A 12,051-nucleotide genomic window follows, 5' to 3' on the forward strand; every position below is an offset into this window, starting at 1 on the left:
GCCCCTCACCAGCCTGGAGAGCATGTGCCATGACCGCAACCCGTACCGAAACCGACAGCTTCGGCCCGTTGGAGGTGCCAGCCGGCCGCTACTGGGGCGCCCAGACCCAGCGATCGCTGGGCAACTTCAAGATCGGGGGGGAGCGCATGCCGCCGGCCCTGGTCCATGCGCTGGGCATCCAGAAGCAGGCGGCGGCCCAGGCCAATGTGAAGCTGGGCGAATTGGATGAGGCCCTGGGCCGGGCCATCATCCAGGCTGCGGCGGAGGTGGCGGCCGGCAAGTTGGACGACCACTTCCCCCTGGTGGTGTGGCAGACCGGTTCTGGCACCCAGACCAACATGAACGCCAACGAGGTCATTTCCAACCGCGCCATCGAGCTGCTGGGCGGGGAGATGGGCAGCAAGAAGCCCGTCCATCCCAACGACCATGTGAACCGGGGCCAATCGTCCAACGACAGCTTCCCCACCGCCATGCACATCGCGGCGGCGGTGGAACTGCACGGCACCCTGGTTCCGGCGCTAGAACATCTGCGCGACGCCCTGGCGGCCAAGGCCGACGCGTTCAAGAGCATCGTCAAGATCGGCCGGACCCATCTGCAGGACGCCACACCGCTGACCCTGGGCCAGGAATTCTCCGGCTATGCCCAGCAGCTGGCCTACGGGGTGGAACGGGTGAAGGCGGCCCTGCCGGCCTTGCTGCGCCTGGCCCAAGGCGGCACGGCGGTGGGCACCGGCCTGAACGCCAGGAAGGGCTTCGACGTCGCCTTCGCGGCCGAGGTGGCGGCCCTGACCGGCCTGCCCTTCGTCACCGCCCCCAACAAGTTCGAGGCGCTGGCGACCCACGACAGCCTGGTGGAGGTGTCGGGCGTGCTGAACACGCTGGCCGCGTCGTTGATGAAGATCGCCAACGACATCCGCCTGCTGGGCTCCGGCCCGCGCTGCGGCATCGGGGAACTGAGCCTGCCGGAGAATGAGCCGGGCAGTTCCATCATGCCGGGCAAGGTCAACCCGACGCAGTCCGAGGCCATGACCATGGTGTGCGCCCAGGTGATGGGCAACCACACCACCGTCACCATCGCGGGTGCGACGGGCCATTTCGAGCTGAACGTCTTCAAGCCTGTCATCATCTACAACGTGGCCCAGTCCATCCGCCTGCTGGCCGATGCCGCCGTCAGCTTCACCGACAATTGCGTGGTGGGCATCACGGCGAACGAGGACCGCATCGCCAAGTCACTGCACGACAGCCTGATGCTGGTGACGGCGCTGAACCCCCACATCGGCTACGACAAGGCCGCCAAGATCGCCAAGAAGGCCCACGCCGAAGGCACCACCCTGAAGGCCGCCGGCCTGGCGCTCGGTTTCCTGACCGAGGCGGAGTTCGACGCCTGGGTGAAGCCGGAAGATATGATCCATCCCAGCTGAACTGAACCCGGTTGCAATGGAAAGATGATCACCTCATTATCATGTGCAGGTGATGATAATGAGGTGATCCATGTTGGATGCGCAGGAACTGGCGACGGAGCGTGTCACGACATTGATGACTCCCTCCGAGAAAGCCAAACTGGAGGCCAAGGCTCGAAAGGTGGGCGTTTCGGTCGGAGAATTCGTACGGCGATCAGTGGACGCCTTCGATCCGGAGGAAGCCATGTTGCTTACCCAGTTGGCTGCGCTGGCGGCGGAATTGGATCACAGCAATCGGGACGCGGCCGCGGCCTTGGACAGGGCCTTGATGGACATTGAATTGACCCGGCATCAATTGCGCGCCGAGGCTGGGTAATGAGCACGCTCAAGGATATTTTGAACGGTCTCAAGACAACCATCGAGCTGAACAGCAAGGTCGTTTCGGTGGGCAATGCCGTTTCCGAATTGACCAAGGACATGCGGAACTTGGACCGCCGCCTGGTTCGCGTGGAAACGATCATCGAGATCGCCCGTCCCGATGGGGCGGTGCTTCGTATCGCGAAGCCGACCTCGGAACACGAATAGCGAAAATATCCTTGCGCGCATTCCCGTTTTGTGCCTTGATCGTTCCCAGTTTGTTCTTTCGCAGTCCCAGCGATGGAGGACGATATGGCCGGCGGGTTTCAATGGGGGCATCTGGATCAAGGCAGCATCGTGGCCGACATGGCCACCGCCGTGGCGGTTTACGCCAATCCCAGGGATGAGATCGTCATCCGTCGCCAGGGTGGCTTCGGTAGCGAGGATGAGGTGGTGGTGGTGCCGCTGCGGGTGGCCGAAGGTCTCATGCGCCGCATGGAAAACCTGATCCGTGAGATCAAGGCGGAGACGGCGTTGAGCTGAGGCGTCGCCGGTTGGATCGATATCCTCCCCATCAAGGAGGCGTATCAGCGCCCGCATCGCCTCTATCGGCCGCCGGACGCGTCACTTCCACCAGTGTGAAGCATTGCCGGTCCGCGACGCAGTGCTGGATGATGGCGTCAGGGGGGGGCCGATCACGACAGGTGACCAGTTCGGACAATGACGCTGGAGGGTGGCCGAGCCAGCCGCTGACGGTCATGACTGCACGATACCCCAGATCCTGGGCTCGATAGCTTGGGCCTGCTTTCGGGGGACAGGGGGCCACGGCCTCGACACGATAGAACTGATTCGGCTTTCGCGCGGCGTTGGAGCATGCACGCTCCCGCGTCACGGCGACGATCGCCCCTTTGCGATCCGCTTCGGGCACCGCCTCGTCATCAAGGCAGGACTGGACGCCGAAGCGCTCCAATCTCACAAGCAGTGTTTGGGCGATACTGTGCTCATGGGAATGCGCATTGGCTATCGCGATGAGGTCGCCAGGTCGGCTGCGAGCGGCGATGGCCGCCGGCAAGGGGTCGACGTTGGCGGAAAACCACCGCGCATTGGTTGAGACGTCGCTGAGCGCCATGGTCAGAATGAAAAGGGCACCGGCCGATATCCAGCCCAGCCGGTGCTGGGCCGGCCATCCTGGAATGTCGCTCAACTCCGCGACAAGGGTCGTGATCGATAGCGTCAATACCATCAGCAATGGCGCGGTCATGAACTGCGCCATGTAGGCCGAGGGCTCCACCGGGCTGCGGCTGAGGGCAGCGATACCCAAAATTGTCGTCAGCCCACCCACCAGTACTGTTTCACGCCATAGGCGGCGCAGTCGATGCCGGCGCACGGCCAGCCATACGCCCGTCAGCAGCACCGGGATCATGATATCGCGGGGAAGCCAGCCCTTGCCCAGGGCCAGCGCCGCAGCATACGCCATGGACGGCCGGTTGCCGTTGGAATGCGCGAAAGCGGCCTTCAGGATGGCAATGATGTTGCCGGGTGGGAACAGGATGGCGTCCAGGGCCATGGGGAGGATGAACAGGCCGATGATCCCTGCACATATGCCGTAGGTGGCCATGGGGAAGCCTGCGGGGTGGACATGCCGCCGCGCCCTCCGGCCGCATACCAGCGCAAACCCCCATAACCCCACCGCCACCGGGACGACAGGCAGGTAGGCGTGGACAAGGATGCAGGTAAGCAGGGTGGTTGCCACCAGGCCCGCAGCCGACCCTCGCATGGTCAGGACTGTGGCCGCTATCAGGGCGGTGAGCGGAAGCGGCAGCAGGGACGGGACGAACAGCGTCGCGTAACTTTCCGATCCCGACAACTGCAAGGGAATGGCCCAAATTCCGGCAAGGGCGGCGGCCCGGCCGATGCCCTCAGCCTGAGTCAAGCGCAGCAGGATGGCCGCCGTCAAAGAAAAAAAGCCGGCCTCGATCACCATCATGCCGATGATATGGGCCAGGAATATGGATCCGACGGCTGGTGCTAGGAATTCAAACAATCCCCTGACATAGAAAAAGAACGGGCCAGGGTGATAGATACCCATGAAATTGTAGTGGCCTGTCAGCAAAATGGCATGGTGCATTTTCTCCGATAATAAAATATCGGCGGCGGCGTCCTCCAAGGGTACGACATCCCGCCCGAATAAGAGGCGATTGTCCCAAATCCCTTTGGCCAAAAGGAATGCGCCGACGGCAAACGACCAAATATAATCAACTATGCGGCTGGATATGCTGGTGTCACGAGAGCTAGGCGATGTCAAAGATCCGATGGAGGCCATGGGACAAGCTTTTTTAACGCGGATGCGGGCAGCATACTATCGGCGTGACGGTAATCTCCATCCTCGCTCATGCAACCATGGCACGATTATCCCACAGAACAAGCATGGCCAGCAGCATGTCTAAAGTCGCTTTCGCATCCTGTGTTTGCGTAACGCGCGCCACGGCATGTGGCGGAACGCCCGGGATGGAGTGCGCCAGGGTGGTCGCCGTGGCGGTCAACGCCAATCCGCAGGATGAGATCGTCATTCGCCTACTTCAGTTGCGCTAGTGTGTAGCAGCTGTGATCCTCCAGGCAATGCAGGATGATGGCATCGTCTGGCGGATGATCCAGGCAACTGCCTGTCGGGTCGGGCGGTTGTCGCAGCAGCCCGAGCTGGTGGGCGATGGCCATCACGGCGCGGTATCCCATCTCTCCCTCCCGATAGCTGGGCGCGGCTGCCTTGGGGCAGGGTGCCACCGGGTCGAGCCGGAAAACATGGTCGGGGGGCTTCGTCGCTTGCGCGCACAGCCGCTCGCGCGTGGCGGCGACGGCCAGCACCCTCCGGCGCCCTTGCTGAGGCTGGCGATGCTCGAAGCAGGAGTGGACTTCCGTCCGGTCCAGCTCGACCATCAGGGTCAGCGGCAGCTGCCAGCCATACAGGCGCTCGTTGACGATGGTGACCATATCCCCCGGACGGCTTCGGTCGACGATAGCCGTGACGAAGGGGGAGACTTCCTTGGAAAACCAGGTGGACGAGTGCGTGGTGCTGGCCAGGGCCAGGGTCAGCCCGGCGATACCCCACGGCATCGCGGCCGGTAGGGCGCGGGCGCCGCCGCTGAGGGAAAGCCCCTGCACCTCCGCCACGATCATGGTGGTGGACAGCAACAGCGCCAGCAACAACGGGGCGGCCCCGAAGTCCAGCATATAGGGACGAACGCCGGCGGCGTTGTGGGAGAGCAGGGCGATCTCCAGGCCCATCAGCAGCGCGCTCACCGTGAGGATCTCACGCCACAGGCGTTGGAACCGGCGTCGGCGGACCGCCAACACGATGCCGACCAGCAGCAAGGGCACCATGAAGTCGCGGGGGAGGAGGCATTTGCCCAAGGCCAAAGCGGCGGCGCGCCCTAGGGGATGCTGGTCGGCGGTGTGGGGCGACGTCATCGCGGCCTGGAAGATGGCGACGATGTTGCCGGGTGGATTCAAAATGGCGTCCAGCGCCAGGGGCAGGATGAACAGGCCGATGATCGCGGCACATCCGACCCAGGTGGCGGGGGTGAAGCCCCGGCCTAGGAGGCGGCGCCGTTCGGACCGGCCGCGCGCCAGGGCAAGAGCCCAGATCAGCACCGTTGCGGGGGCCAGGGGAATATAGGCGTGCACCAGGATCGCGGTGAGCACGGTGGCGGCCACCAGTCCGAAGGCGGAGCCCCGGGCCAGCAGGATCACCGCCAGGATGAAGGCGGCGGTGGGCAGTGGCAAATAGTGGGGGATGAACAGGGTGGCGTACCAGTCCGCGCCGGAAAGCTGCAGGGGAATGGCACACAGGCCCGCCAGCACCGCCCCCCGCCCGACGCCGTCATCCCGCGTCAGGCGCAGCGCCATGACGGCGATCAGGGCAAAGAAAGCGCTGTCCAGCGCCATCATGGCGATGAGGTGCGTGAGATGGACCGTGCCGACCAGTGGCGCCAGCGGCTCGAACAGCCAGCGGATATAGAACAGGAACGGCCCCGGATGATAAACGCCGATGAAATTGTAATGGCCCGTCAGCAGCAGGCCATGATGCATGCGTTCGGACAGCAGCATGTCCGCCGCCGCATCGTCCAAGGGCGCCAGGTCATGGCCGAACAGCGCACGGTTGTCCCACAGCCCCTTGGCCAGCAGCAGCAGCCCGGTGGCCAGGGACCAAAGCGCGTCTAGGGTGGACCGGGAGAGGGCGCGGCGGCGCGGCATGAAGCTCCAAAACGTATGGATGTCAGGCATGGCCAGGTCTTGGTCCGGTCCTTGGCGCTCGGGGGGGGGCGCCCGGGGTGCGCTAGGGGCGGTGGGAGGGGGAGAAAAGGGCGCGGGCCCGCGCGCGAAGCTATGCCGTCAAAACGCCGCGCCCGCAATTGCCGAACCGGGTCAAAGCCCCAGGGTCGCCAGCAGGGCGGCGAACGCCGCATCCGCGTCTTCCCGTCGGTTCACCCGGGGCACGGGGGTCAGCGGGATGCCGGGCGCGAAGCGGGCCAGGGTGGTGAGCGTCTCGGCCATCGGTACGGTGGTACCAGGGGTCTCGCTGATGGCGATGGCGGCGACGGTCAGGCCGCGCCGGGCCAGGACGTCAAGCGCGGTCAGGGTGTGGCTGAGGGTGCCCAGGTAGCTGCCGGTGACCAGCAGCAGGGGAAGGTCCAGCGCCACCATCCAGTCCAGCACCGTCCGGCTCTCGTCCAGCGGCACCAGGACGCCGCCCACGCCCTCCACGAACAGGGGGGCGGCGGCGAAGGCCACCTTTTCCCGGCACCATTCGATCATGCCGTCCACGTCCAGCGGTCGGCCCTCGCGCGCCGCCGCCATGTCGGGCGACAGCGGAGCGGCGTAGCGGTGGGGGCTGATGCGCGCCACCTCGGCGGGGGTTACCGGCCGGCCCATGGCGGCCAGCAGCTGGGCGGGGTCGCTGGCCGCCAGGCTGGCCGGGTCCTCCAGGTCGATGCCGCTGACCACCGGCTTCAGCGCGGTGGCGCCGACGCCCTTGGCCCGCAGGCGGCGCACCAGGCCGGATGTGACGAAGGTCTTGCCGATGTCGGTGCCGGTGGCGGTGACGAAGAAGGCGGGGACGGTCATTCGGGGGTCTCAACACTCTGGAGCGGAAGCACCTTGTCGCGGATCAGGCCGGCCAGGCGCTCGATCTCCGCATCCGGGGTGCGGGCGGTGAAGGTGACGCGCAGGCGGGCGGTGCCGTCCGGCACGGTGGGCGGGCGGATGGCGGTGACCAGCAGGCCCTCATCCTCCAGCAGGCGCTGGGCCGCCAGGGTCGTCGCGGCGGCGCCCAGCACGATGGGCACGATGGGGCTTTCCGCCGACGGCAGGTCCAGCAGGGCGGTGAAGCGCCGCGCCTTGACCAGCGGCAGGGCGCACAGGTCGGGATCGCCCTGGATGATGTCCAGGGAGGCGATGGCGCCGGCCACGCTGGCGGGCGGCAGGCCGGTGGAATAGATCAGGGTGCGGGCGCGGGTCTTCACCAGGTCGATGACCGCCTTGTCGCCGCAGAGATAGCCGCCATAGCCGCCCACCGCCTTGCTCAGCGTGCCCATCTGCAAGGGCACCTGCGGCCTGTCAGCGAAGGCGAAGCTGGAGCCCCGGCCTTGGGCCAGCACGCCGATGCCGTGGGCGTCGTCGGTCATCAGCCAAGTGTCATGGTCGGCGCACAGCGCCGCCAGGGTGGGCAGGGGGGCGAGATCCCCGTCCATGGAAAAGACGCCGTCGGTCACCAGCAGGGCGCGGCCGTGGCGGGGGCGATATGTGGCCAGCACCTGGGCGGCATGCGCCACGTCGTTATGACGGAAAATGCGCAGGGTGGCGCCGGACAGCTTGGCGCCGGCCCAGATACAGGCGTGCGCCAGCTCATCCACCACCACCAGGTCCTTCGGCCCGACGAAGGTGGGGATGATGCCGGTGTTGGCCAGATAGCCGGAGCCGAAGACGCACGCGGCCTCCGCCCCCTTCAGCGCCGCCAGCTTTTCCTCCAGCACGGCATAGAGCGGGTGGTTGCCGGTGACCAGGCGGGAGGCGGTGGCGCCGACGCCGTATCGCTCCACCGCCGCGATGGCGGCGGCCTTGACCCGGGGGTCGTGGGCCAGGTTCAGATAGTCGTTGCAGGAAAAGGACAGGAGGCGCCGGCCGCCGCGCGTGATCCACAGGCCGCCGTCGCCCTCCCGGTCGCTGTCCACCAGCCGGCGGCGCAGGGACGCTGCGTCCATCTCGGCCAGCTTGGCCTCGGCGAATTCGGTCAGGGACTGCATGGGCGCGCCATCGGTTGGACAGGGTGGGCTGGAGATTAGCGGCAAGAGCCCGTGACGTGCGTGCGAAAGTGCCGCGCCTGGGTTGCGGGGCGTGGAAGGCCTTCCCATCTCCACCGCACAGGCAACGTGTAACGGGGGAATGTCATGCCACTTTTCAGGCGCCGGCCCCGCAAGAGGCTGGCCTGGGGCAAGTGGCTGGTCGTTGATGCGGTCGTCAGCCTGGTGCGGGTTCTGTTTTGAGGCGGGACCATGGAATCCATGCCGGATGAGGAGGCGTCGCGGCTGGCCGAACGGGCGGAGGCCTGGTCCTGGCTGGTTGACATATTGGGCCAGATGCTGATCGCCCTCCTTGAGGCCCTGTGGAGGGCGATGCCTTAGCGCGGTGGCGCTCACCGCCCCCTCCGGCGGCCCGCGCCCCGGTTTTTCTTGACCGGTCCCCGCCGCTGCCGTTAGGTGCCGCCAGGCGCCGGGCCTTGGGGCCCCGCCCCGACAGTTCCCCCAAGGAAACGCATCCCGTGACCGCCATCGACATCAGCCGCCCCGCCGCCTTCACTCCGGTTCTGGATAGCGACGACGTGCGCACCGATTGGACGCGCGCCGAGATCCAGGCGCTGTTCGACCTGCCCTTCACCGAGCTGGTGTTCCAGGCCGCCGCCGTGCACCGCCGCCGCTTCGACCCCACCCAGGTGCAGATCTCCACCCTGCTGTCGATCAAGACCGGCGGCTGCCCCGAGGATTGCGCCTATTGCCCGCAGAGCGCCCATCATGAGACCGGCCTGAAGGCCAGCAAGCTCATGGAGGTGCAGAAGGTGCTGGCGGAGGCCAAGGCCGCCAAGGACGCCGGCGCCAGCCGCTTCTGCATGGGCGCGGCCTGGCGCAGCCCCAAAGACCAGGACCTGGAGTCGGTCTGCGCCATGGTGGAGGGGGTGAAGGCCCTGGGCATGGAGACCTGCGTCACCCTGGGCATGCTGAATTCCGGCCAGGCCCTGCGCCTGAAGGAGGCGGGGCTGGACTACTACAACCACAACCTCGACACCTCGCCGGAATATTACGGCAACATCATCACCACCCGCACCTATCAGGACCGGCTGGACACGCTGTCCAACGTGCGTGAGGCCGGCATCAACGTCTGCTGCGGCGGCATCGTCGGCATGGGTGAGGATCTGACGGACCGTGTGGGCATGATCCACACCCTGGCCACCCTGCCGCAGCATCCCGAGAGCGTGCCGATCAACATGCTAGTGCAGGTGGACGGCACGCCCCTGGATGGCGAGGCCGCCCTGGACGCCATCGACTTCGTGCGTACCATCGCCGTCGCCCGCATCACCATGCCGGCCTCCATGGTCCGCCTGTCGGCCGGCCGCGAGGGCATGAGCGACGAGACCCAGGCCCTGTGCTTCCTGGCCGGCGCCAATTCCATCTTCTACGGGCCCAAGCTGCTGACCACCGCCAACCCGGTGGCCGACCATGACAAGCAGCTGCTGGCCCGTCTGGGCATGACCTCCATGAACGTGGTCGAGGAAGGCTGCGCCGAGGATGCGTGTGACCACTGACATGGGTAGCGCTGGGTCGTTCTCTACCCGGAACGATTGGTTTGAAACGGGCGGCCGACACATCTGGCTGCCCTATACCCAGATGAAGACGGCGCTGCCGCCCCTGCCCGTGGTGGCGACGGAGGGGGGGCGCCTGACCCTGGCCGATGGCCGTACCCTGGTGGATGGCGTGGCCAGCTGGTGGACGGCCTGCCACGGCTACAACCACCCCCACATCCGCCAGGCGGTCGAGGCGCAGTTGGCGCGCATGCCGCACGTCATGTTCGGCGGCTTGGCGCATGAGCCCGCCTACACCTTGGCGTCACGCCTAGCGGCGATGCTGCCGGGCGATCTCAACCGCGTGTTCTTCTGCGACAGCGGGTCCGTTTCCGTCGAGATCGCCATGAAGATGGCGACGCAGTATTGGCTGAACCGGGGCGTGCCCGGCCGCACCAAGCTGGCGGCCTTCCGCGGCGGCTATCACGGCGACACCATCGCCACCATGGCGGTGTGCGACCCGGAGGAGGGCATGCACAGCCTGTTTGCAGGATTGCTGCCCGAACACCTGATCCTGGACCTGCCGGTGGATGACGAGTCCGCCGCGCGGTTCGAGCGGGGCTTGGCCGCCCATGCCCACACCCTGTCCGCCATCCTGGTGGAACCGCTGGTGCAGGGGGCGGGCGGCATGCTGTTCCATGACGCCGCCGTGCTGCGCACTTTACGCGCCGCCGCCGACCGCCACGGCCTGCTGCTGATCTTCGATGAGATTTTCACCGGCTTCGGCCGCACCGGCGCGATGTTCGCGTGTGAGGCCGCCGACGTGGTGCCGGACATCATCACCCTGTCCAAGGCCCTGACCGGCGGCACCCTGGCCCTGGCCGCCACCGTGGCCAGCGACCGGGTGTTCGACGCCTTCTGGTCGGACAACGCCCTGGCCGCCCTGATGCATGGCCCCACCTACATGGCCAACCCGCTGGCCTGCGCCGCCGCCAACGCCTCGCTCGACCTGTTCGAGAGCGAGCCCAGGCTGGCCCAGGTGGCCGCGATCTCCCAGGGCCTGGCCGCCGGCCTGGAACCCTGCCGCGACCTGCCCGGCGTCAAGGACGTGCGCACCCTGGGCGCCATCGGCGTGGTGGAACTGGAGCGTATCACCGACATGAACGGCTTGAAGCGGCGCCTGATCGACCGGGGCGTGTGGGTGCGGCCCTTCGGCCGCATCGTCTACCTCACCCCGTCCTTTACCATGGGCGCCGATGACCTGGCCTTCCTCACCCGCGCCGTGGTCGACGCCGTGACCGAGCATCAGAGGGCGGTATCGTGAGCCTGCGCAAACGCTCCGTCCTCATCGCCGGCCACCCCACCAGTGTGACGCTGGAGGAACCCTTCTGGGAAACCCTGAAGGACATGGCGGTGGCGCGCGGCCTGTCGGTCAACGCCCTGGTCGAGGAGATCGATGGCGACCGCGACGGCAACCTGTCCAGCGCGCTCCGCGTCGCCGCATTGCTGTGGGTGAAGGGGCGGGCGGGGTAGGGATCGGCTCTCACGGCGCGTCACCCTTCGTCGGGCGGGGAGAACCTGTCGAGCACGAACGCCAGGATCTGCGCCACGCCTTGGTCCTCTGGCTGCGTCCGCGCCAAGTCCCTCAGTTCCGCCAACCACATGTTCGCCTCTTCATCACGCCGGGGCGTGGCCGACACGGCCCGAAGCATCGCGATCGCCAGTCCCCCGGCCAGTAGCTCGCGGACGGCGGTGTCTTGCTGCCATTTGCTGGCGAGTGTGCGGAGTTCGTGGAGGAGTGCGTCCGCGCGTTGTGTATCGGCGCCTGCGTTGTTGACTGCGTTGAACAGGCCTTTGGCCAGTTGCTCGCGGACGGCGGTGTCTTGTTGCCATTCACTGGCGAGTGTGCGGAGTTCGTGGAGGAGTGAGCTCGCGCGCTGTGTATCGGCGCCGGCGTCGTGGAGGGCGTTGAACAGGCCTTTGGCCAGTTGCTCGCGGACGGCGGTGTCTTGTTGCCATTCACTGGCGAGTGTGCGGAGTTCGTGGAGGAGTGAGCCCGCGCGCTGTGTATCGGCGCCGGCGTCGTGGAGGGCGTTGAACAGGCCTTTGGCCAGTTGCTCGCGGACGGCGGTGTCTTGTTGCCATTGACTGGCGAGTGTGCGGAGTTCGTGGAGGAGTGCGTCCGCGCGCTGTGTATCGGCGCCGGCGTTGTTGACTGCGTTGACCAGCCCCATGGCCAGTTTCTCGCGGACGGCGGTGTCTTGTTGCCATTGACTGGCGAGTGTGCGGAGTTCGTGGAGGAGTGCGTCCGTGCGCTGTTTATCGGCGTTGGCGTTGTTGACCGCGTTGACCAGCCCCCTGGTTAGTTGCTCGCGGACGGCGGTGTCTTGTTGCCATTGACTGGCGAGTGTGCGGAGTTCGTGGAGGAGTGCGTCCGCGCGCTGTGTATCGGCGCCGGCGTTGTTG

Annotated in this window: 14 protein-coding genes; 8 read left to right on the forward strand and 6 right to left on the reverse strand. The window is 66.6% G+C overall.

What is annotated here, in order from left to right:
* Positions 1–29 precede the first annotated feature (29 nt).
* From fumC to FHS74_RS01950, 4 genes are all read left to right on the forward strand, one after another.
* A complete protein-coding gene (gene fumC / locus FHS74_RS01935; protein ID WP_184796930.1) occupies positions 30–1,421 on the forward strand; it encodes a class II fumarate hydratase in 1,392 nt (463 codons plus the stop codon).
* Between the two features lie 70 nt (positions 1,422–1,491).
* Positions 1,492–1,776 (forward strand): plasmid mobilization protein, encoded by a 285-nt coding sequence (locus FHS74_RS01940; protein WP_184796932.1) that lies wholly within the window; start codon positions 1,492–1,494, stop codon positions 1,774–1,776.
* Positions 1,776–1,985, forward strand: coding sequence for a hypothetical protein (locus FHS74_RS01945; RefSeq protein WP_184796934.1), 210 nt, complete (start codon positions 1,776–1,778; stop codon positions 1,983–1,985). Before FHS74_RS01940 ends, FHS74_RS01945 begins: the two co-directional genes overlap by 1 nt.
* A gap of 84 nt (positions 1,986–2,069) precedes the next feature.
* On the forward strand, positions 2,070–2,300 hold the full coding sequence (locus FHS74_RS01950; protein WP_184796949.1) for a hypothetical protein: 231 nt from the start codon (positions 2,070–2,072) through the stop codon (positions 2,298–2,300).
* Positions 2,301–2,331: 31 nt separating this feature from the next.
* On the opposite strand, the gene FHS74_RS01955 is transcribed toward FHS74_RS01950, so the two are convergent.
* The 5 genes from FHS74_RS01955 to FHS74_RS01975 all read right to left on the reverse strand — a co-directional run bounded on the left by FHS74_RS01955 (position 2,332) and on the right by FHS74_RS01975 (position 8,056).
* On the reverse strand, positions 2,332–3,924 hold the full coding sequence (locus FHS74_RS01955) for a hypothetical protein (RefSeq protein ID WP_184796951.1): 1,593 nt from the start codon (positions 3,922–3,924) through the stop codon (positions 2,332–2,334).
* Between the two features lie 223 nt (positions 3,925–4,147).
* Complete coding sequence (locus FHS74_RS01960) at positions 4,148–4,327, reverse strand: hypothetical protein (RefSeq protein WP_184796953.1); 180 nt, start codon at positions 4,325–4,327, stop codon at positions 4,148–4,150.
* Between the two features lie 4 nt (positions 4,328–4,331).
* Positions 4,332–6,038, reverse strand: coding sequence for a hypothetical protein (locus FHS74_RS01965; RefSeq protein WP_184796955.1), 1,707 nt, complete (start codon positions 6,036–6,038; stop codon positions 4,332–4,334).
* Positions 6,039–6,179: 141 nt separating this feature from the next.
* A complete protein-coding gene (gene bioD / locus FHS74_RS01970) occupies positions 6,180–6,878 on the reverse strand; it encodes a dethiobiotin synthase (protein ID WP_184796957.1) in 699 nt (232 codons plus the stop codon).
* Positions 6,875–8,056 carry an aminotransferase class I/II-fold pyridoxal phosphate-dependent enzyme gene (locus FHS74_RS01975; RefSeq protein WP_184796959.1) on the reverse strand — a complete coding sequence of 394 codons (1,182 nt, stop codon included), beginning with the start codon at positions 8,054–8,056 and terminating at the stop codon, positions 6,875–6,877. The genes bioD and FHS74_RS01975 overlap by 4 nt, the downstream gene beginning before the upstream one ends.
* 249 nt (positions 8,057–8,305) lie before the next feature.
* Here FHS74_RS01975 and FHS74_RS30850 point away from each other — a divergent pair, with 249 nt between their 5' ends.
* The 4 genes from FHS74_RS30850 to FHS74_RS01990 all read left to right on the forward strand — a co-directional run bounded on the left by FHS74_RS30850 (position 8,306) and on the right by FHS74_RS01990 (position 11,118).
* Positions 8,306–8,434 (forward strand): hypothetical protein, encoded by a 129-nt coding sequence (locus tag FHS74_RS30850; protein WP_281384596.1) that lies wholly within the window; start codon positions 8,306–8,308, stop codon positions 8,432–8,434.
* Between the two features lie 137 nt (positions 8,435–8,571).
* A complete protein-coding gene (bioB, locus tag FHS74_RS01980; protein WP_425491245.1) occupies positions 8,572–9,609 on the forward strand; it encodes a biotin synthase BioB in 1,038 nt (345 codons plus the stop codon).
* Positions 9,593–10,909 (forward strand): adenosylmethionine--8-amino-7-oxononanoate transaminase, encoded by a 1,317-nt coding sequence (locus FHS74_RS01985; protein WP_425491246.1) that lies wholly within the window; start codon positions 9,593–9,595, stop codon positions 10,907–10,909. The genes bioB and FHS74_RS01985 overlap by 17 nt, the downstream gene beginning before the upstream one ends.
* Before the next feature lie 2 nt (positions 10,910–10,911).
* On the forward strand, positions 10,912–11,118 hold the full coding sequence (locus tag FHS74_RS01990; protein ID WP_184797319.1) for a ribbon-helix-helix domain-containing protein: 207 nt from the start codon (positions 10,912–10,914) through the stop codon (positions 11,116–11,118).
* Between the two features lie 20 nt (positions 11,119–11,138).
* Here the strand turns inward: FHS74_RS01990 and FHS74_RS01995 are convergent.
* Positions 11,139–12,051: coiled-coil domain-containing protein (locus FHS74_RS01995; RefSeq protein ID WP_184796961.1), on the reverse strand; the 913-nt coding region annotated here is incomplete at its 5' end.

The organism is Nitrospirillum iridis, from assembly GCF_014205765.1.
Taxonomy (GTDB): domain Bacteria; phylum Pseudomonadota; class Alphaproteobacteria; order Azospirillales; family Azospirillaceae; genus Nitrospirillum; species Nitrospirillum iridis.